The 21,292-nt window shown below is 64.7% G+C and carries 13 protein-coding genes and 1 pseudogene; 6 read left to right on the top strand and 8 right to left on the bottom strand.

What is annotated here, in order from left to right; translation table 11 throughout:
• Window positions 1-169: 169 nt before the first annotated feature.
• Window positions 170-1,333 (top strand): WD40/YVTN/BNR-like repeat-containing protein, encoded by a 1,164-nt coding sequence (locus tag VG99_RS13695; RefSeq protein WP_082050055.1) that lies wholly within the window; start codon window positions 170-172, stop codon window positions 1,331-1,333.
• Between the two features lie 56 nt (window positions 1,334-1,389).
• On the top strand, window positions 1,390-3,741 hold the full coding sequence (locus VG99_RS13700) for an efflux RND transporter permease subunit (RefSeq protein ID WP_044500850.1): 2,352 nt from the start codon (window positions 1,390-1,392) through the stop codon (window positions 3,739-3,741).
• Between the two features lie 109 nt (window positions 3,742-3,850).
• Here VG99_RS13700 and VG99_RS13705 read toward each other — a convergent pair whose 3' ends face one another.
• From VG99_RS13705 to VG99_RS13730, 6 genes are read right to left on the bottom strand one after another with little or no spacing between them, the layout of a single operon-like run.
• Window positions 3,851-5,509: a BatD family protein gene (locus VG99_RS13705; protein ID WP_044500851.1), complete on the bottom strand. Its 1,659-nt coding sequence runs from the start codon at window positions 5,507-5,509 to the stop codon at window positions 3,851-3,853.
• Window positions 5,506-7,293, bottom strand: a complete 1,788-nt coding sequence (locus VG99_RS13710) for a vWA domain-containing protein (RefSeq protein ID WP_044500853.1) — start codon at window positions 7,291-7,293, stop codon at window positions 5,506-5,508. Before VG99_RS13710 ends, VG99_RS13705 begins: the two co-directional genes overlap by 4 nt.
• Window positions 7,286-8,287: a vWA domain-containing protein gene (locus VG99_RS13715; protein WP_239419916.1), complete on the bottom strand. Its 1,002-nt coding sequence runs from the start codon at window positions 8,285-8,287 to the stop codon at window positions 7,286-7,288. The genes VG99_RS13710 and VG99_RS13715 overlap by 8 nt, the downstream gene beginning before the upstream one ends.
• Window positions 8,277-8,741 carry a DUF4381 domain-containing protein gene (locus tag VG99_RS15565; protein WP_052508813.1) on the bottom strand — a complete coding sequence of 155 codons (465 nt, stop codon included), beginning with the start codon at window positions 8,739-8,741 and terminating at the stop codon, window positions 8,277-8,279. The genes VG99_RS13715 and VG99_RS15565 overlap by 11 nt, the downstream gene beginning before the upstream one ends.
• Complete coding sequence (locus tag VG99_RS13725) at window positions 8,741-9,667, bottom strand: DUF58 domain-containing protein (protein ID WP_044500855.1); 927 nt, start codon at window positions 9,665-9,667, stop codon at window positions 8,741-8,743. Before VG99_RS13725 ends, VG99_RS15565 begins: the two co-directional genes overlap by 1 nt.
• Before the next feature lie 14 nt (window positions 9,668-9,681).
• Window positions 9,682-10,641, bottom strand: coding sequence for an AAA family ATPase (locus VG99_RS13730; protein ID WP_044500858.1), 960 nt, complete (start codon window positions 10,639-10,641; stop codon window positions 9,682-9,684).
• 115 nt (window positions 10,642-10,756) lie between these two features.
• Between VG99_RS13730 and VG99_RS13735 the strand changes: the two genes are divergently transcribed.
• The 3 genes from VG99_RS13735 to VG99_RS13745 all read left to right on the top strand — a co-directional run bounded on the left by VG99_RS13735 (window position 10,757) and on the right by VG99_RS13745 (window position 17,024).
• Complete coding sequence (locus VG99_RS13735; RefSeq protein ID WP_044500860.1) at window positions 10,757-15,640, top strand: NAD-glutamate dehydrogenase; 4,884 nt, start codon at window positions 10,757-10,759, stop codon at window positions 15,638-15,640.
• On the top strand, window positions 15,621-15,842 hold the full coding sequence (locus VG99_RS13740; protein ID WP_044500861.1) for a DUF2835 domain-containing protein: 222 nt from the start codon (window positions 15,621-15,623) through the stop codon (window positions 15,840-15,842). The genes VG99_RS13735 and VG99_RS13740 overlap by 20 nt, the downstream gene beginning before the upstream one ends.
• Window positions 15,843-15,977: 135 nt before the next feature.
• Complete coding sequence (locus VG99_RS13745) at window positions 15,978-17,024, top strand: quinone-dependent dihydroorotate dehydrogenase (RefSeq protein ID WP_044500863.1); 1,047 nt, start codon at window positions 15,978-15,980, stop codon at window positions 17,022-17,024.
• 88 nt (window positions 17,025-17,112) lie between these two features.
• On the opposite strand, the gene rmf is transcribed toward VG99_RS13745, so the two are convergent.
• Window positions 17,113-17,328, bottom strand: coding sequence for a ribosome modulation factor (gene rmf, locus VG99_RS15825; RefSeq protein ID WP_076939765.1), 216 nt, complete (start codon window positions 17,326-17,328; stop codon window positions 17,113-17,115).
• A 246-nt stretch (window positions 17,329-17,574) separates the two neighbouring features.
• Here rmf and rlmKL point away from each other — a divergent pair.
• Window positions 17,575-19,666 (top strand): annotated as a pseudogene (rlmKL, locus tag VG99_RS13750) (bifunctional 23S rRNA (guanine(2069)-N(7))-methyltransferase RlmK/23S rRNA (guanine(2445)-N(2))-methyltransferase RlmL).
• A 130-nt stretch (window positions 19,667-19,796) separates the two neighbouring features.
• On the opposite strand, the gene dacB reads toward rlmKL, so the two are convergent.
• Window positions 19,797-21,269, bottom strand: a complete 1,473-nt coding sequence (dacB, locus tag VG99_RS13755; RefSeq protein WP_044500865.1) for a D-alanyl-D-alanine carboxypeptidase/D-alanyl-D-alanine endopeptidase — start codon at window positions 21,267-21,269, stop codon at window positions 19,797-19,799.
• Window positions 21,270-21,292 lie beyond the last annotated feature (23 nt).

A 21,292-nucleotide genomic window follows, 5' to 3' on the forward strand; every position in this document is an offset into this window, starting at 1 on the left:
CGAGAAAACACTGATCCTGGCTCATCTGCAGTGATGATGAGCCGGGATCATCATCACTTTCATGATTAACAAAAGATAACCAAGCCCGGTTGGCGCGCCTCGGTAAAGCCCGATAATATCGGCAGGCATGCCAATTGGCAGAGTATCTATAAAAACAAGGGGAAGGACTATGCACGAGCCAAATTCCTGGCGCGTTTCATCCTTTGGAGCGGCTGGAGCAACACAGCCCGGCAGAGGGAACATAACGGCGTTGTCGCGTCGCATCATCATGACGCTGGGGTTGTCTGGCGCGTTGATGGGCAGCGCATCGCTGGCCATGGCACAGGATGTTGCCAAAGAAGAGCTGAAACCGTCGATCATTTCGCTCAAGGCGAGCAAGACCCTGTTGCTCGATGTCGAGCAGGCCGGCGAGCGCCTGATCGCGGTCGGGTCCCGTGGGCATATAGTCTATTCCGATGACCAGGGCGGCAACTGGCTGCAGGCGCCGGCCCCGGTTCGGCAGCTGCTGACCGCGGTGGATTTTGTCGATGAGCGCCACGGCTGGGCCGTCGGTCATGATTCGCTGATCCTGCATTCCGCCGATGGCGGTGAAAGCTGGTCGGTCCAGTACCGCGATCCCGAGATCGATGCCTCCGCAGAAGGCTTCGACTTCCTTGAAAAACCCCTGATGGACGTCTGGTTCCGCGATGCCCGCACCGGCTTTGCCGTGGGCGCCTACGGCCTGTTCCTGCGCACCGAGGACGGCGGCAAGACCTGGGAAGACGTGTCCTTCGACATCGATAACCCCGACGGTTTCCACTACAACGCCCTGACCATGGTCAAGGACACCGGCCTGTTCCTGGTTGGCGAGATGGGCACCATGTACCGTTCGCCCGATTTCGGCGACACCTGGGAAACCCTGACCGACATGCCCTATGACGGTTCCTGGTTCGGCGTCACCGGTACCGGTGAACCCGGCGGCGTGCTGGCCTGGGGGCTGCGTGGCAACATGTTCCGTTCGACCGACTTCGGCGATACCTGGGAACAGGTCACGTTGCAGAGCCCGAACAATGGTGAGCTGGAAGCGACCCTGGCCGGTGGCCAGTTGACCGCAGACGGCCGGATCATCGTGGTCGGGGCAGGTGGCGTGGTTGCCATCAGCAAAGACCGTGGCCGCAGTTTCGAGGTCACGGTGCGTCCGGATCGGGTGGCATTGGCCAATGCCACCGGCCTGGCTGATGGCGGTGTCCTGCTGGTGGGTCAGCGAGGCGTCATGAAAGCCGACGAGAAAGGCCTGTCGGCGGCGGGTGGAACCGCCCTTACCTTGCCCGTGCCAACGGCAGAAGAAGAATAATTCGCAGCATTCGGTGACGTTTGCGCATAAGAAGAATTGAAGGCAGGAGAATCTGGATGTCCAGACACCATCAGGAGACCGGTCCGCTTGTGGAGCGGATCATCTTCAACAACCGATTGATCATGCTGCTGATTTTCGCAGCGCTGACGCTGTTTTTCGGTTATCAGGCGACCCAGGTACGCCCCGTCACCAGTTTCGAGAAGATGATTCCTCTCGAGCACCCCTATATCGTCAACATGCTGGAACACCAGGACGATATGGGCAATCTCGGCAACTCGATCCGGATTGCCGTTGCCATCAAGGACGGCGACATCTTCTCCACCGAGTACATGGAGACCCTCAAGCGTATCAACGATGAGGTGTTCTTCCTGCCCGGTGTGGATCGCGCCAACCTGCGTTCGCTATGGACGCCCAACGTGCGCTGGACCGAAGTAACCGAATACGGTTTCGACGGCGGTCCGGTGGCCAGTCGCCCGGCCTACCTGACCGAGGAGGACCTGGAAGAGCTGCGCATCAACATCCTCAAGTCCGGGGAGATCGGTCGGTTGGTGGCGAACAACTTCAAGTCCACCATCATTGACGTGCCGCTGCAGGAGTCCTATCCCAACCCGGAAAACCAGTCGGAGCAGATCCGCCTGGATTACGGTGAATTCTCCCGGCTGCTCGAGGAGAAGATCCGCAACGAGTTCCAGAGTGAAAACCCGAATATCAGCGTCCACATCATTGGCTTTGCCAAGAAGGTGGGTGACCTGATCGACGGGATCATCAAGGTGGTGATGTTCTTCGCCGGCGCCTTGCTGATCACCTTTGTCTTGCTGCTGATCTTCACCCGCTGTCTGAAAAGCTCGCTGACCACCCTGGTATGTTCGGTCATTGCGGTGATCTGGCAGCTCGGACTGCTGCGGACCATGGGTTTCGGCCTGGATCCCTATTCGATCCTGGTGCCCTTCCTGGTCTTTGCCATCGGTATCTCCCACGGGGTGCAGATCATCAACGCCATGGCGATCGAGTACGCCGGTGCGGATGATGCCTACACTGCGGCCCGCCGTGCGTTCCGCTCGCTGTACATCCCTGGTATCGTCGCCCTGGTCTCGGATGGCGTGGGGTTTGTGACCCTGCTGTTGATCGAGATCGAAGTAATCCGTGAGCTGGGTATTGCGGCCTCGGTGGGTGTGGGCGTGATTATCCTGACCAACCTGATGCTGCTGCCGATCCTGATGTCCTACATCGGTATCAGCAAGCGCGCCGTTGATCGCAACCGCGACCTGGCCTCCCGTCCGCAGAAGCTGTGGCAAACCATCTCCGGTTTTGCCCACCCCGCGGTAGCACCGATTTCCGTGGTGCTGGCGATCCTGGCCTTCGGCTTTGGTATCTACTACGGCAAGAACGTCGAGATCGGCGATCTGGACCCGGGTGCACCGGAGCTGCGTGCCGACTCGCGCTATAACCTGGATAACGACTTCATCATTCGCAACTACTCGACCAGTTCCGACGTGCTGGTGGTCATGGTCAGCACGCCGCCGGAAATGTGCTCGGCCTACGAGACCATGGAAGCGATCGACCAGTTGGAATGGCGCATGAGCAACCTGGCGGGCGTACAGTCGGCGATGTCGCTGGTGACCGTCGCCAAGCAGGTGATCATGGGGAACAACGAGGGCAGCCTGAAATGGCAGGCGCTGTCGCGTAACCAGGACAACCTCAACACCGCCATCAGCCGGGCGCCGGAAGGCATGTTCAATGCCAGCTGTTCGCTGGCGCCGGTGATGATCTTCCTCAATGACCACAAGGCTGACACCCTGAGCCGCGCTACCGCTGCGGTGGAAGAGTTTGCCGAGGAATACAACACCGAGAACATCACCTTCAAGCTGGCAGCGGGTAACGCCGGCATCGAGGCGGCGACCAACGTCGTGATCGAGAAGTCCCAGACCAAGATGCTGCTGACCGTCTATGCGGTGGTGATCCTGATGTGTCTGATCACCTTCCGCTCGATCCGTGCGGTGCTCTGCATCATCATCCCGCTGGCGCTGACCTCGGTCCTGGCCAACGCTCTGATGGCCTTCCTGGGCATCGGCGTGAAGGTGGCGACTCTGCCGGTTATCGCCCTGGGTGTGGGCATCGGGGTCGACTACGGTATCTATATCTACAGCCGTCTGGAAACCTATCTGCGTCAAGGACTGCCGCTGCAGGAGGCCTACTACGAAACGCTGAAGACCACGGGTAAGGCGGTGACCTTTACCGGCTTCACCCTGGCCATTGGCGTGGCGACCTGGATCTTCTCGGCAATCAAGTTCCAGGCTGATATGGGTATTCTGCTGACCTTCATGTTCCTGTGGAACATGTTCGGTGCCCTGTGGCTGCTGCCGGCCCTGGCGCGCTTCCTGATCCGTCCGGAGAAGATGCGCAGCTGATAGCTGGAGCACGACCAGAAGGCCGCTCGGGTAACCGAGCGGCCTTTTTCATTGTCGGGTATTGGTGGTGGAGCCGGGGCAGGGGCCTTGTTGGGGCGTTAGCCGACCCTTACACGTCCGGGTACAGCCCCTCAGGCTTGGCGGCCTGGTCTTCCTCGGCCTCCCGGCGGCGGCTCTGGATGACCATGCGCACCGCGCGCCACAGGGGTTTGCCGCGCCAGGTATGGTGGGCGCGGCCGAACAGGCAGGCATTGAGGTCGTCCAGGGCTTCTTCCAGTTCCAGGTAGTTGTGCGCCAGACCGATCAGGCCTTCGCTGTGCTGCTGACGCGCCCAGGCTTCCAGCGCCTTGCGGGCTTCTGCCGGCTGGTTGGTGCGGCAGGCGGCCTGCAGGTCCGCCAGGGGGTTGCCCTGGTCCTCGTCCCCCAGGTCCTCCTGGGCCTCCGGCAGGCTGAAGTCCACCAGCGCCAGTCGCGCCCGGCGCAGGAAATACAGGCTCACCGCCAGGGCCAGCGCCAGCAGTGCCGTAGCCAGCTGCCAGGGCCAGAGCACGCTGGGCTCGCCGGTGGGGAAGGCGAGGGGCCCGCCGCTGGTGGCGAAGTCGCCGCTGCGGCTGACGTTCAGGGTGACGGCCTCCAGGGTGGCGGTTTCCAGCCGGTCTTCCCGGGTATTCCACCAATTCACCACGACGGGCGGCAAGGTGTAGGAGCCTTCCTGCAGGGCCACCAGGGCGGCGCTGTCGTGACGCACGCTGCTGACGCCGGTGTCACTGGTGCGGTTTTCCAACCGCGGCTGGTCGGCGTACTGGCGCAGCTCATCAATCGGCTCGCCCACCAGGCTTTGCAATGCGGGCAACTGGCTGGCGTTGAGGCCCTCGGCCTCGAGGATCAGGGTCCGGGTGAGGGGCTCGCCGCTGAGCAGGTCAATGCCCGGGTCGGGTTGCCAGGTCTGGCCAAGGCTCAGGGCCGCGGCGGGGATCCAGGGCGCGCCCGGGGGATAGCTGTCCGGTACCGGCTGCACCTGCAGGCGGATACTGGGTGAGCGCACCTGGACCAGCCTGCCGGTGCGCGCCGAGAAGCGTTCGTTGCTGGTCGGCTGCAACACGGTAGCGCTGAACAGCTGGGAGGGGATATCCAGCTCGCCGCTCTGCTGGGCGAAGATGGCGTAGCGCATTTCGATCACGCCGTGGCGCACGCCATTCATGGTGCGCTCGAAGTGCCGTGGCGGCCCCAGGCTTTCCACCCGCGCGTTGGGAATGTCCAGTCCGCTCAGGCTGGAATCATCGAACAGCGAGACCGAGTGGTAAATGCGCAGCGTCAGCAACACCTGGGCCTGCACGTAGGGCGTTTCGATGTCCACTTCGCTGTCGATGAACACCGGCGCCAGTTGCGCACTGCTGTCGTTGGCGGCCTGGGCGGCCGACAGCACCTGCAGGGTGATCGGCTGGCTGCTGGCCCCGGCCAGTTGCAAAGGCGGGATCACCACGAAGCCGGTCCGCAGCGGCAGGAGGGTGATGACCCAGCGGGTGACGGGCGTGGTCTTGCCGCCGACCTGGCTGACCAGGCTGAGCTGCCGGGTGCGCTGCACCTCGAAGTTCTCTTCCAGCGGGGCGAGGTCCAGGTCGCTGAGGCGACTGGCGGTGGGGGTCTCCAGGGTCAGCTCCAGGGCTTCGCCTTCCACCAGGCGCGTGCGGTCAACGCTGGCGTCGAGGGCGGCCTGCGCCAGGGGGCTGAGCAGCGCCAGCAGGCACAGTAGTATCCATCTGATCATCGCGGCGGTTCCTGTTGCTGCAGATGTTGGTAAAGAAACTTGCGGCGCAGCAGCTCCGCCGGATCGTCCGGGATTTCCATGAGCCACTGCTGCAATGCCTGGCGTTGTTCCAGGGCGGCCCCGCTGGGCTGGGCGGGAGCGCTACCGGCTGAGGATTCGCCACCAGCTTCGCCCAGCTTGCCTGCGGCTAGATCCTGCGCCTGGCCAGCGGTGCCGCCGGCCGGGGCCGGGTCGGTCGCCGCCGATGGACCGCCCGCCGTGGCCCCCTCGTCGGCAGGCGGTGGGGTGCTTGCGCCAGTGTCGCCATTGCCGTTGCCCGGCGGACTGGTATCGGCAGGAGTGGCGCCGCCGGGTACCTCCGGGGTAGCCCCGTCGGCGGCCTCGTCTGCCCCGGCGGCTTGCTGCTCCTGCTGCTGGCGGAGTTGTTCGAGCAGGGCTTCGATCACCCCGCGGTTGTGTCGGGCGGCGGTGTGATCGGGGTCGCGGGTCAGGGCCTGCTCATAGGCCTCGAGCGCCTCGGGCAGGTGACCGGCCATGGCTTGGGCGGTGCCCAGGTTGAAATGATATTCGGGGTTGTCCGGTGCTGCAGCCAACAGCTCGGCCCAGCGCGCCGCGGCCTGTTCATAGTCGCCGGCCTGGTACAGCGCCCAGGCCTGCCACTGCGGGTCGACAAACCGCTCCGCGGCGGCGCCGGGTTGCTGTTGCTCCAGTAATTGCATGGCCTGCTGATCGGGGCGCTGCCACAGGTCGGCCCAGCTCAGGGCCTGGGCGGGGGGCGGCAGCAGGGCAGCGACCAGCAGCACGCCGAGCCAGCCCCGGCGGGCACCCAGCGCTGCCAGTGGCAGCAACAGCAGCACCAGCCAGTGCCCCTGATCCAGCGGCAGGCGCCCTTCACCGGGGTCGGTGGCGACTGTGCGCATGGGTTGCAGCAGGTAATCCAGATCCCGGTTGCCGACGGTAATGCCGTGATAGCGGCTGCCATGCTGGCGAGCTACCGCTGCCAATTGCTGGCCATTGAGCCGCGGCAGCAGGATACGTCCCTCGCTGTCGCGCATGAAGCCGCCTTCGGCCAGCGGCACCGGGGCGCCGGCGCTGGTGCCGACACCCAGAATCGCCAGTTGGGCGCCCAGCTCCCGGGCGTGGCCGTCCAGTATCTTGCGCTGCTCGCCGTCCAGTCCACTGGTCACCAGGAGGATGCGGGAGGCGCTCTGGGGCTGGCCATCGAGCATCTGCCGCGCCAGGGTCATGGCCTGATCGAGGTTCTGGCCATCGACCGGCATGATCTCGGGCTCCAGCGCGGTCAAAAGGCTGCGCAGGGTATTACGGTCGCGGCTCAGGGGGCTGACCCGATGCGCACTGCCGGCGTAGGCGACCAGGGCCAACTGGCTGTCGGGGTAGTCCTGCATCAACGCGCGGATCTTGTGCTTGCTGCGCTGCAGCCGGTTGGGTGCCAGATCATCGGACAGCATGTTGCGCGACACCTCCAGCACGATCACCACGGCGTTGTCGGATAGCCGGTGGGGTTGGGCGTTGCTGTGCACCAGCGGCCCGGCGAGGGCGAGGATAGCCAGTGTCCAGACCAGCCCGAGGATGGCGAAGCGCAGCGCATGGGTGCCGCCGGCATGCTGCTGCAGCAGCCAGGGGCGCAGCGCGGCGGGCAGCAGTGGCTCCCAGCCCGATAGTCGCCAGCCGCGCCGGTATAGCAGCACCAGCACAACTGCAGCGGGCAGCAGTGCAAGCAGCCAAACGGGCCGGGCGAAGGACAGGCTGGAAAACTCAAGCATGGGCGCGGCTCCGGCGGACCATATTGGCCGACAGCGACAGGCTCAGCAGCAGTGCCAGGGCCAGCGGCCAGGGATACAGCGGGGTGGCTTGGCGGTCGGGCAGGCCGTCACGCAGTGCCGGCTCCAACTGGTCCAGCTGTGCATAGATCGCCTGCAGATCAGCCTCGCTGCGTGCGCGGAAGTAGCTGCCGCCGGTGAGCAGGGCAATTTCCTGGAGACTGCCTTCATCCAGCTCGATGGAGGGATCGAACTGCAGCCCCCGGAGGCTGACGCTCACGCCGTCCTGGGCCTGGGTATCGGCGCCCACGCCGATGGTGAAGATGCGAATACCGTGGTCCGCCGCCAGCCGGGCCGCCCGCAGCGGGCTGACGGTACCCGCGGTGTTGGCGCCATCGGTGATCAGGATCAACACGCGACTGGCTGCCGGCTCGTCGAGCAGGCGCTTGATCGCCAGCCCGATGGCATCGCCGATGGCGGTTTCGCGACCGGCCAGACCGATGAAGCTTTCCTCCAGCCAGTCGCCGATCGCCTGGCGGTCATGGGTCAGGGGCGCCTGGACGTAGGCCTGCGAGCCAAACAGGATCAGGCCCAGGCGGTCCCCCCGGCGCCGGTCGATGAACTCGCCGAGCAGGTGCTTGACCAGCGTCAGCCGGTCGACCGCTTCGCCCGCGAGCTGCATGTCACGAAACTCCATGCTGCCGGACAGATCCAGGGCCAGCATCATGTCCCGCCCGGTGACTGCGGTGGGCAGACTTTCGCCCAGCAGCTGCGGGCGCGCCGCAGCGCACAGCAGCAGCAACCACACCACGACAAAAGGCCATTTGCGCCCGGCACTCGCAGGCTGATCGGCCAGGGGCTGCAGGGCTTGCAGCCGTTCCATGAAGCCGACCTGGAGGGCGGCGGAGCGATTCTGCGCCGGCGGCAACCAACGGCGATATAGCCAGGGCAGCGGCAGCAGCAAAAAGCACAGCGGCCAGTGGAATTCAAACATCATGGTGACGCATCCAGCGGCGCAGTTCGCCGACCAGTGCCTGGCGCTGGGCCGGGCTGAGTTCAACCTGCGGTCGATACAGATCGGCGGCCAGGGGCTGCAGCGCCTGGCGCTGGGCCTGCGGATAGCGCTGGCACAGGTAATCGAGCCAGGCTTCGCCGAACAGCCGGGTGGCCTCAATTTCACCACGCTGCTTCAGCAGTTGCTTGAGCCGGGTGTTGATCGCCGCCAGCCACAGGGCATCCGGCAAATTGGCCGGCACATCGGCCAACACCCGCCACCCCGGGCGCCGCTGCCGGCGCTGGCGTCGCCGCACACGGCGCACCGCCCAGGGCAGTACCAGGGCAAGCAGCAGCAGGGCGATGGCCAGCAACCACCAGCCGGGCGCCGGCGGCCACCAGGAGATCGGCGGCGGGGCGGCGGGGTGCGTCAGTTGCGCCTGCAGGGTCTGTTCCATCAGTGTTTCCGCCGGGCATGCATGCTGAGCAGCAATTGCAGTTGATCGATCGCGCTACGGCTGGTATCCAGCGGCAGCAGTCCGCAACGGGAACGGCTGGCCAGTCGCTGCCAGCCCTGTTGCCGGGTGAGGAACTGTGCGGCCCAGGCCTCGCGCAGCTGTGGGCTGGTGGTGTTGAGGGTCAGCCGTTGCTCACCCTGGATGAACTCCAGCCCGGGGCTGCTGGGCAGGCTGGCCTCCAGCGGATCGAAGATCGGCAGCAGCACCAGGTCATTGTGGGCGCCCAGGGCATTGAGCAATGGCTGGCTCAGCCGGTCGATGGCCGCGTGATCACATAACAGATAGAGAATGCTCCCGGGGCGGACCACCTCGCGGCTGTGGCGCAAGGCCAGGTTCAGCGGCTCGTGGTCCGGTGGCAGCGCGCCCGGCTGCAATGCATGATTGCCCTTGAGCACCTCGCTGAACAGCTGCAGGATCGCCCGGCGGCTGCGGCGCGGGCGCACCTCGTGACACTGGCTGGCATCGAAGACCATACCGCCGATGCGGTCGTTATGGGCCAGGGCCATCCAGGCGATCAAGGCGCAGGCCTCCGCCGCGAGCACCGATTTGAAGCGCAGCTGGGTGCCGAAGAACAGCCGGGCGCTCTGTTCGCAAATGACAAATACCGGCCGCTCGCGTTCCTCGTTGAACACCTTGGTGTGGGCCTTGCGGGTGCGCGCGGTGACCCGCCAATCGATGTTGCGGATGTCGTCGCCGGGTTGATACAGGCGCACCTGGTCGAAATCGATACCCCGCCCGCGCAACCGTGACAGCTGCTGGCCCGCCTGGCGCCCCGGATGCAGCGGGCGACCCGCCAGGGGCAGCTCGCGGCAGTGCCGCCGCGCCTCCAGCAGGGCGTCGAGGGTGACGTACACCGAGTCAGTCATGCTGGCCGCCGGCCCTAGACCACGGCAACGGATTCGACCAGCAAGGTGATTGCCCGGTCGGCATCGATACCCGCTGCTTCGGCCTCGAAGCTGAGCATCAACCGGTGCCGCAGCACATCATGGACAATGGCCTGGACATCCTCGGGGCTGACGAAGTCGCGGCCGGCCAGCCAGGCGTGGGCGCGGGCGCAGCGATCCAGGGCGATGGTGCCCCGCGGGCTGGCGCCCATCTGCAGCCACTCGGCCAGCTGCGGGTTGTACAGCTCGGGGCGCCGGGTGGCCATGATCAGTTGAATCAGGTATTCCTCCACGGCATCGGCCATGAACAGCCCCAGCACCTCCTGGCGGGCGGCAAGAATGGACGCCTGGCTGACCCGTTCGCCAATGCGCGGCTCGAAACCCTTGGCTTCGCCCCGGGCCAGGTGGAGGATCTCGCGTTCCAGGGCCGCATCGGGAAAGCCGATGCGCACGTGCATCAGGAAGCGGTCCAGCTGGGCTTCGGGCAGGGGATAGGTGCCCTCTTGCTCGATGGGGTTCTGGGTCGCCATCACCATGAACAGTTCCGGCAGCGGCCAGGTCTCCCGACCGATGCTCACCTGCCTCTCGGCCATGGCCTCAAGCAGGGCGGACTGCACCTTGGCCGGCGCCCGGTTGATTTCGTCCGCCAGCACCAGGTGATGGAAGATCGGCCCCTGCTGAAAGCTGAAGCTGGCCGTCTCCGGCCGGTAGATCTCGGTGCCGGTGATGTCCGCCGGCAACAGGTCCGGGGTGAACTGGATGCGGTGGAAGTCCGCTTCGATCCCCTCGGACAGCACCTTGATCGCCTTGGTCTTGGCCAGCCCCGGCGCGCCTTCCACCAGCACATGGCCGCCGGCAAGCAGGCAGATCAGCATGCGGTCGATAAGCTGCTCCTGACCGAAGATCTGCTGGGCCATGAAAGCTTTCAGCTGGAGCAGTGACTGGCGATGGGACATGTAGCGAATTCCTTGGCTGATCGGTACTTCCTGCAATGGCTGCCACTTTACCGAAAAGGCCGTGGTCTAGACTAGGGTGAGTTGTCCTTTGATCCACGGCCTGCCAGGAGGTGCCATGGCGTTTATTGTTGCCAGCGACCGGAACGAGTTTCTGCAGATCATCGATCAGCGCCTGCAGGCGCTGGTCGAGCCGGCGGAGCGCGAGCCCCTGGCCCTGTTTGCCCGATCCTTCTTCGGTATTGCCACCCTCGACGAGCTGCTTACCCGGCAGGACACCGACCTGCTGGGCGCCCTGTTGTCGGGCTGGCGGATGCTGCAGCAGTTTGACGGGGATCGGGGCAGTGTCCATGTGTTCAATCCCCAGGTGCAGAACCACGGTTGGCACTCGCCCCACACGGTGGTGCAGCTGCTGCATCTGGATTCGCCCTTCCTGGTGGACTCGGTGCGAATTGAGTTGAGCCGGCAGGGGCATGCGATCCATGCGCTGTATAACAGTACCTTCATGGTCGACCGCGATGCCGGCGGACAGCTGCGCGCCTTGCATCCGGCTGCGGCCCGGGGCGAGGGGCTGCGCGGTGAGTCGGTCATGCATATCGAGGTGAGCCGCTGCGCGACGCCGACCGATCTGCTGGCTCTGCAAGCGGGACTGAAGGAGGCGCTGGGCCATGTGGAGGCGGCAGTGGCCGCCTTCGAGCCGATGCGGGGACGGGCGCGGGAGCTGGGCACGCGCCTGCGGGAAGGGGATATCGGCTGGTTCGACGCCGATGACCGTGAGGAGGCGGCGCTGTTTCTCGACTGGCTGCAGGAGCATTTCGTGTTGCTGGGCTACACCCGCTTTGCCCTGCGCGAGGGCAAGCAGGAGGGGCGTCTCGGGATCCAACCGGAACACAGTCTGGGCATCGCCGCGCTGGACCCGCCGGACGAGAATATTGCGGATATGCCGGCGCAGGTGCTGGAGTACCTGCAGTCGCCCAAATTGCTGTCCTTCGCCAAGGGTGCGCAGAAAAGCCGCGTACACCGGCCGGCCTATCCCGACTACGTGTCCATCCGTGAAATAAACGGTGATGGTGAGGTGGTGCTGGAACACCGCTTTGCCGGGCTGTTTACCTCCCGCGTGGCCAATGCGGACGTCACCAGCATCCCCTGGTTACGCCGCAAGGTGGCCGAGGTGCGCCGTCAGGCCGGCTTCGAGCCGGGCAGCCATCTGGGCAAGGAACTGGAGCAGGTGCTGCAGGAATTGCCCCGGGACGACCTGTTCCAGGTCTCGCAGCAGCAACTCGGCGAGACGGCGTTAGGCATCGTGCAGATCCAGGAACGCAATCGGGTCCGGGTGTTCCTGCGCCGGGGCAATTACGCCCAGTTCTACTACTGCCTGGTCTACGTGCCGCGGGAGATCTATTCCACCGCCGTCCGCCAGCAGATACAGCAGGTATTGATGTCGCGTCTGGAGGCCTCCGACAGTGAGTTCTGGACGCTCTTTTCCGAATCACAGCTGATCCGGGTCCAGTTCATCCTCAGTGTGGACCCGCGGCGCAATCTGGAAGTTGACTACGTGAAAATCGAACGGGATGTAACCCAGGCCTGCCGTAACTGGGCCGATGACTTCAACGAACAAGTACGCGCAACGCTGGGCGAGGCCGCTGGCAGCGAGGCGTTGGCCCGGTTTGGCGCGGGTTTTCCGCCGGGATACAGCGAGCGTTTCAACCCGGCCACGGGCGTGGTGGATATTCGCCATCTGCTAGCGCTGGATCAGGACAACCCCCTGGCGATGAGTTTCTACCAGCCGCTGCAACACAAGCCAGGGCAACTGCACTGCAAGTTGTATCACCTGGGCGAGCCGCTGCCGCTGTCGGATGTCATGCCGGTGCTGGAAAATCTAGGCCTGCGCGTGCTGGGCGAGTTCCCCTTCGAGCTGCGCAGCCAGGACGGCCAGAGCTACTGGATCCACGATTTCGTGTTCAGCTCGACGCTGGACCCCGCCATGGAAATGCAGGACGTCAACCAACTGTTCGGGGAGGCGTTCGCCGCGATCTGGGGCGGCCAGGCGGAGAATGACAGCTTCAACCGACTGATCCTGCTGGCGGGCATCCACTGGCGTGAAGTCGCCATGCTGCGCGCCTACGGGCGTTATATCAAGCAGATCCGCATGGGTTTCGAGCTGCCCTACATTGCCGCCACCCTGATCAACCACGCGCCCATTGCCCGGGAGCTAGCGCGCCTGTTCAAGACTCGTTTCTTCCTGGCGCGCAAGGCCACCGCCGGGGAGTTGGAGGACAAGCTGGAGCAGGCCATCACCGCGGCGCTGGAGGAGGTGGCGGTGCTCAACGAGGACCGCATCCTGCGCCGCTTCCTGGCATTGATCAAGGCGACCGTGCGGACCAACTTCTATCAGCCCGACGCCCAGGGCCAGCCCAAGGACTACATCAGCCTGAAGTTCGACCCTTCAGCCATTCCGGAACTGCCCCTGCCCCGACCGATGTACGAGATCTTCGTCTATTCGCCCCGCTTCGAAGGGGTGCACCTGCGGGGCGGCAAGGTGGCCCGCGGGGGCTTGCGCTGGTCCGATCGGGAAGAGGACTACCGCACCGAGGTACTCGGTCTGGTCAAGGCGCAGCAGGTCAAGAACGCGGTGATCGTGCCGGTCGGTGCCAAGGGCGGTTTCGTGCCGCGGCGCTTGCCGGTGGCTGCCGGCCGAGAGGCGATCCAGCAGGAAGCCATTGCCTGCTACCGCCTATTCATCCAGGGGTTGCTGGATCTGACTGACAACCTGGTCGACGGCCAGGTGGTGCCGCCGGCCCAGGTCATTCGCCACGACGAGGACGATTATTACCTGGTCGTGGCGGCGGACAAGGGTACCGCCAGCTTCTCCGATATCGCCAATGGCATCGCCGCTGATTATGGCTTCTGGCTGGGCGATGCCTTCGCCTCGGGCGGCTCCGCCGGTTATGACCACAAGGCGATGGGCATTACCGCGCGCGGCGCCTGGATTTCGGTACAGCGGCATTTCCGCGAGCTGGGTATCAACGTGCAGGAGGACCCGATCACGGTGATCGGTATCGGCGACATGAGCGGGGACGTGTTCGGCAATGGCCTGCTGCGTTCGCGCTCAGTCAAGCTGCTGGCCGCCTTCAACCACCTGAATATCTTCATCGATCCCGACCCGGACCCGGAGCGCAGCTTTGCCGAGCGCCAACGCCTGTTCGAGCTGCCGCGGTCAAGCTGGCAGGATTACGATCCCCAGCTGATTTCCGCGGGCGGCGGCGTGTTCCCCCGCAGTCTCAAGCAGATCACCCTGACGCCGCAGATGAAGGAGGTGTTCGCCATCGACGAGGATCAGCTGACTCCGGCGGAGCTGATCAATCGGCTGCTCAAGGCGCCGGTGGACCTGTTGTGGAATGGCGGCATCGGCACCTACGTCAAGGCGTCGACCGAAAGCCACGCCGATGTCGGCGACAAGGCCAATGATGCGGTACGGGTAGATGGTCGGGAGCTGCGCTGCAAGGTGATAGGCGAGGGCGGCAACCTCGGCATGACCCAGCTGGGTCGGGTCGAATATTGCCTCAACGGCGGTGCGGCCAACACCGACTTCATCGACAACGCCGGCGGTGTGGATTGCTCCGACCACGAGGTGAATATCAAGATCCTGCTCAACGAAGTGGTGGCGGCCGGCGACATGACCGTCAAGCAGCGCAACCAGCTGCTGGCAGAAATGACCGACGCCGTGGCCGGGCTGGTGCTGATGAACAACTACCAGCAGACCCAGGCCATCAGCCTGGTGCAGCGCCAGGCGCACCGGGCCATGGGCGAATACCGCCGTTTCATTACGGTCATGGAGGCCAGCGGCCGCTTGAATCGCGCCCTGGAGTTCCTGCCCGAGGATGACCAATTGGCGGAGCGCTCGGCCAAGGGCCTCGGCCTCACGCGCCCGGAAATGTCCATCCTGATTTCCTATGCCAAGGCGGATCTGAAGGAAAAGCTGGTCGCCTCCGATGCACCGGAAGATCCCTGGCTGGCCCGGGAAATGGCCACGGCCTTCCCGCCGCAGCTGGTCCGGGACTACACCGCCGCACTGGCCCGGCATCGGCTGCGTCGGGAAATCATCGCCACCCAACTGGCCAACAACCTGGTCAACCACATGGGGGTGACCTTTGTGCGACGTCTGGAGCAGGCCACCGGTGCCGGGGCCGGCGAGATCATGGCGGCGTACGTGGTAGCGCGGGACGTGTTCCGGCTGATGGAACAGTTCGACGGCATCGCCCGCCTGGACCATCAGGTGTCGGCGGATATCCAGTTGGAGATGATGGACGAGCTGATGCGCCTGGCACGCCGGGCTACCCGCTGGTTTATCCGGCGCAGCGGCCAGCAGCCCATTGGGCAGCAGCCTCGCACCGCCGAGCTGGTGGAGCATTTCGGCAAGCAGTTGCAGGCACTCAATGAGCATTTCGACGAGATATTCGATGGCTCGGTGCGCCAGCTCTGGGAAGCGCGCTGCGAGTACTACACCGCAGCCGGCGTTCCGATGGAGATCGCCCAGCGGGTCGCCGGGGCGGCCCATTCCTATACCATGCTGGGGGTGATCGAAGCGGCGGATGCCACCGGCCAGCCCCCGCGCCGGGTGGCGGAGGTACTCTTCGCCCTGGGCAGCGAACTGCAGATGCCCTGGTTCGCCGGCCAGATCAATGCCCTGCCAGTCGAGTCCCATTGGCAGGCGCTGGCCCGGGAGGCCTACCGCGACGAGCTGGAAAACCAGATGGGGAGCATGGCAATATCCGTGCTGCAGCTCGGCGAGCGCGATATCGCTACCGAGCTGCTGATGGCTGACTGGCTGGAGCGCTACGCGGCGCGGGTACGTCGCTGGCAGGATTTGCTGGGCGATCTGCGCAACAGCGGTCAGAACGACTACCCCATGATTGCGGTGGCCATGCGTGAACTGGGCGATCTTGCCAGCACCGTCCGACAAGCGCCCCCTCTGGAGCAACATGCAGGAACTGATCATTGACCTGGCGCTGCCCGCCGAGCGCTACCTGGCCTGGTACCGGGGCCAGGCCGGGCGAGTAATGATGCGCAGCCGTGATGGCCGCAGCATCAGCCTGCCGGCCCATCACCTGCGCCCCTTCCTGACCCATGAAGGGGTGTACGGCAGTTTTGTCATGCGGTTCACCGCGCAGGGCAAGCTGGTGTCGCTGGAACGGCTGGTCTGATCCAGCGCATCACCGCCGCATCCCGAGTGGCATTCTCAGCAACAGGCCCGCCGGCGATTCAGGCCGATTGCGGCGCATGATCCGGGGCCTTTTACGGTATACTCCCGCGCAGCCATTCATTACCGGGGCCTCTCCATGTATTCCAACCTGCGTTCCCTGATGTTTCGCCTGCCTGCAGAAACCTCCCACGATCTGGCACTTGACATGATCGGCGCCGCTGGCCGCCTGCATCTGGCGTCCCGGCTGGCACGGCCGGTGCAATCCCATCCGGTGAAACTGCTGGGGATGACCTTCGATAACCCGGTCGGGCTGGCCGCAGGGCTGGACAAGAACGCGGTGGCGGTCGACGGACTCGCGGGCCTGGGCTTCGGCTTTCTCGAAGTCGGCACGGTGACCCCCCGGCCGCAGGCGGGCAACCCCAAGCCGCGGCTGTTCCGCCTGCCGGAAGCCAATGCAATCATCAACCGCATGGGCTTCAACAACCTGGGGGTGGAGGCAATGATGGAGCGTCTTGCCCGGACGCGCTATCGGGGGCCGCTGGGTATCAACATCGGCAAGAACGCCGACACGCCGGTAATCCGGGCGGTGGACGACTACCTGTACTGCCTGCGCAAGGTCTACAGCCATGCCAGCTATGTGACGGTGAACCTGTCCTCGCCGAATACGCCTGGCCTGCGGACGCTGCAGTACGGCGACACCCTGAAGCTGCTGCTCGCCGATATCAAGGCCTGCCAGCAGGAACTGGCCAGCCTGTATGACCGCTACGTCCCCATTGCCATCAAGATCGCCCCGGACATGACCCCCGAGGAGCTGACCATGGTGGCCCGGACCCTGAAGGAGCAGGGGATGGATGCGGTGATTGCCACCAATACCACCCTGGATCGCGCCCGGGTTGCCGGCCTGCAGCATGCCGACGAGGCCGGCGGGCTGTCCGGCGGGCCGCTGACCGATGTCTCCACCGAGGTGATTCGGGTGCTGGCCAGTGAGCTGCAAGGCGCGATGCCGATCATCGGCGTGGGCGGCATCCTGACCGGCGCCCACGCAGCAGAGAAGATCGCCGCCGGGGCCAGCCTGGTGCAACTCTACAGCGGCTTCATCTACCGGGGGCCGGATCTGGTGCGCGAATGCGTGGACGCCATTGCCGCCCTGAAGTCGGGCGCCGCGGAACAGGTCGGGAGCTGAATTGAATGGCCCCCGTAAACGGGGGCCTGGGGCCTCGCAGGCCCGACGCTTGGAGTAAGCGCCTTGGGAGAAAGGGGTGAAGAGGGGATTACCCTACGGCGCGCATCTCGTTGAGTCGATGGACGCCTGAAATACCGGTGAATCCTGCCCAGTGATCGGCTCTGCCTTCACGCCAGCCATTGATCCAGTTCTGCCTGGCGTTGATGCTGTTGAAGGGGCAGGAGTCTTGAGACTTACCTTGGACGCCGTTCTGATATCCGCGCAAGTATGCTCGTTCCATCGGATCACGCTTTAGTCTTCTCATAAAGTACAGCCCTCGTGTGGTATGACAACCCGACCTCCGTTCCCGGTCGGGATTTGGTGCAGGGGAACAGCCCCCGCACCCCGGAAACCGCGTTTTGCGGATTCCTTATTCGGTTACCAACGCAAAGTCATGAGGCCCGTTGTACCCTATTGGTACCGGGTTAGAAAGATCAAATTGGCATAGCGGCTTCATTGTTTAGAAGCCGTGTTGCAACATAAACGTAATACTGTTCTGGAAATCAATCAGATGCGCGACACCCTTGAATTTTTTATCACCTGCCCGAAGGGCATCGAGGGGCTGCTGCTCGACGAGCTGCGCGGCCTGGGTGCCGAATCGGCCCGGGAAACCGTAGCCGGTGTTTTCGCCCAGGGCGACCTGGAGCTGGGCTACCGGATCTGCCTGTGGTCGCGTCTGGCCAACCGTGTGCTGTTGGTGCTGGATCGCTTCCCTGCCAGCGATGCCCAGGGACTCTACGACGGCGTGGCGCGCATCGACTGGGCGGAGCATCTGGCGGCGGATGGCAGCCTGGCGGTGGACTTCACCGGCCAGTTGGCGGGCGTGGACAATACCCACTTCGGCGCGTTGCGGGTCAAGGACGCCATAGTCGATCGCTTGCGCACCGCCGACGGTACCCGGCCTTCGGTGGACAAGGTAAGCCCGCATTTGCGCGTCAATGTGCATTGCCGCAACGGGGAAGTGCAGCTGGCGCTGGACCTGTCTGGCAACAGCCTGCACCAGCGTGGTTATCGATTGCAGCAGGGCGCCGCACCGCTCAAGGAAAACCTCGCCGCCGCCGTGCTGATCCGGGCCAACTGGCCGGCATTGGCGGCCGAGGGCGCAGCGCTGGCCGATCCCATGTGCGGCTCGGGCACCTTCCTGGTCGAAGCGGGCTTGATGGCCGCGGACATTGCGCCGAACCTGCATCGCCAGCACTGGGGCTTCAGCCACTGGCTGCAGCATGTGCCGGCGCTGTGGCAGCGGCTGCATGCCGAGGCGCAGCAACGGGCTACCGCCGATCAAGGTCTACCAGGGCGAGCTGGCGACCTTTGCGCCCAACCCGGACCGGGGGCAGGCCGGGCTGATCGTTTGCAACCCGCCCTATGGTGAGCGTCTGGGCGATGCGGCGAGCCTGGTCTATCTCTACCAGAAACTGGGCGATGTGCTGCGCCATGAGTGCACCGGCTGGCAGGCGGCGATCTTTACCGGCAACCCCGAACTGGGTCGGCGCATGGGTATCCGCAGCCACAAGCAGTATTCCCTGTTCAATGGTGCCTTGCCCTGCAAGCTGCTGATGATGGACCTGCAGCCCGAACGCTATATCACCGGCGGCGCGCCCCAGGCGACCGAGAGCAGCGAACAGGGGCGCGCTCCCAGCGCCCCGGTCGAGTCCGCCGCGCGGCTCAGCGAGTCGGCACAGATGTTTGCCAACCGGCTGAAGAAGAACCTCAAGACCCTGGGCAAATGGGCACGTCAGCAGGACATCAGCTGCTATCGGCTGTATGACGCCGACATGCCCGAATTTGCCGTGGCCATCGACCTCTATGGCGACTGGGCCCACGTGCAGGAATATGCCGCGCCGTCCAGTATCAGTGAAGAGAAAGCCCAGGCCCGCTTGCAGGATGTGCTGGTGGCGCTACCCCAGGTGCTGGGGATTCCGGCCAGCCAGGTAGTGCTCAAGCAGCGCCAGCGTCAGACCGGCAAGCAGCAGTACCAGCGCATGGACCGCCGCGGCGAGTTCATGACGGTGACCGAAGGCCAGGTCAAGCTGCTGGTCAACCTGACGGACTACCTGGACACCGGGCTGTTCCTCGACCACCGGCCGATCCGCCTGCGCATCGCCGACGAGGCCCGGGGCAAACGTTTCCTCAACCTGTTCTGCTATACCGCCAGCGCCTCGGTGCACGCGGCGGTGGGCGGCGCGCGCAAGACCACCAGCGTCGATCTGTCGAAAACCTACCTGGACTGGGCGCGGCGCAACCTGTCGCTGAATGGGCTGTCGGACCTGCACCAACTGGTGCAGGACGATGTGATGAAGTGGCTGGAGCAGGATCGTGGCGAGTACGAGCTGATCTTCATCGACCCGCCGACCTTTTCCAACTCCAAGCGCCTGGACGATGTGTTCGATGTGCAGCGCGACCATGTACGCCTGCTGGACATGGCCATGGCGCGCCTGGCGCCGGGCGGCGTGCTGTATTTCTCCAACAACTTCCGCCGCTTCCGCCTGGACCCGGCGCTGGCCGAGAAGTACCAGGTGGAGGATATCTCAGCCCAGACCTTGGACAAAGACTTCCAGCGCAACAGCCGCATTCACCGGACTTGGAGGTTGGCGCGCCGCTGAGCGGCGCGAGTTGGAAGCTAGAAGCTAGAAGCAAAAGCACCGTCCCGCGCAGGGTGAGCCGCCTGACTGCGGGCAGCTTCCAGCTTCAGGCTTCTAGCTTCCAGCTGCCGATAATCGCTAACGCTCCGCGTCAGCGACTGTCGGCCACATCCGTCGGACCACGCCGGTAGACGTCGCCGAGCAGGTTGTCCAAGGCCTGGCGGCTGGCGCCGGCGGCGGGGTGGTTGACGATGGCGGCGACGGCCCAGCTCTGGCCGTTGTTGTCCCGGGTGATACCGGCAATGGCCCGGACGTTACGCAGCGAGCCGGTCTTGATATGCGCCTGGCCGGCGACCGGGGTGTTGCGCATGCGCCGGCGCATGGTGCCGTCCATCGCTGCCAGGGGCAGGGAGGCGACAAATTCCGCGGCGTAGGGGCTCTGCCAGGCCTGGGCCAGCAGGTTTGCCATGTCCCGCGCGGTCATCCGCTCCAGCCGGGACAGGCCTGACCCGTTATCCAGCACCAGCCCGTTGGGTTGAATATCCTTATCCGCCAGCCACTGGTTGATGATGCGATTGGCGGCCTTGTGGTCGTCGGCGTCCGCGGCGCTGCGCTGCTCCCGGCCTATGGTCAGAAACAGCTGCCGGGCCATGGTGTTGTTGCTGTACTTGTTGATGTCGCGCACGACACTGACCAGGTCCGGAGAGGTATTGCGGGCCAGTAGCCGGGCATTGCTCGAGGAATGGCCGATGCGGTTGCCGCCGTGGATTCGGCCACCCATTTCGTGCCACAGGGTGCGGATCAGGCTGGCGGTATAGACAGGGGCATCAAGCACCGAGAGATAGCGTTCGGCATGGCAGCCCTGGTGCAGGGAGCCGGTGAGGGTGATGGTCGCGCGCTTGCCATCGTCCTGGATGTTGTAGGCCACGTTGGGCCAGGGGCAGCTCTTGACCGCCGGCAGGGTGGTCAATTGATTGTTGATGGTCACCTCCGGCAGTGCCGGTTCCAGGTGGGTGCGGATGCCATCGCCATCAGCGAAGGTTTTCAGCGACAGCAGCTTGAGATTGGTCAGCAGCGGGTCGGGCTCGACCAGGAAGGGCTTGCTCGGGTCGTTGCCGTCATCCTGAAAGCTCCCCGCATCCTGCGGCACCCGCAGGTCTGCCGGCTGCAGCACCAGATCCCCACGTACCTCCCGCACCCCGGCGGCGCGCAGATCGCGCAACAACAACCAGACGCGCTCCATGGTCAGCTTGGGATCGCCGCTGCTGCGGAAGATCAGGTCGCCCTCCAACTCGCCCCCCTTGATGGCGCCCGTGCCATAGAGATCGGTCTGCCATTGGTAGTTGGGGCCGAGCAGTTCGAGGGCGGCGTAGGTGGTGACCAGTTTCATGGTGGACGCCGGGTTGACCGGCTGGTCGGCATTGACGAACTGTGCCAGCCCCTGGCCTTCCAGGGGAATGACCGCCAGGGCCATGGCATCGCCGGGAATCTTCGCCGCGGCCAGGGCCGAACTCACCTTGGCGGGCAGTGTGCCGCGATCGCTCTGGGCGAGCAGGTCGCCGCCGGCAAACAGGCCGGCAAGGGGAATCAGGCAATACAGGGATAGTTTTTTCAGACGCAGCATTGAGCGCGACTCCCAGGGAAAAG

The sequence above is a fragment of the Pseudomonas saudimassiliensis genome, assembly GCF_000939975.1.
Lineage (GTDB): Bacteria > Pseudomonadota > Gammaproteobacteria > Pseudomonadales > Pseudomonadaceae > Halopseudomonas > Halopseudomonas saudimassiliensis.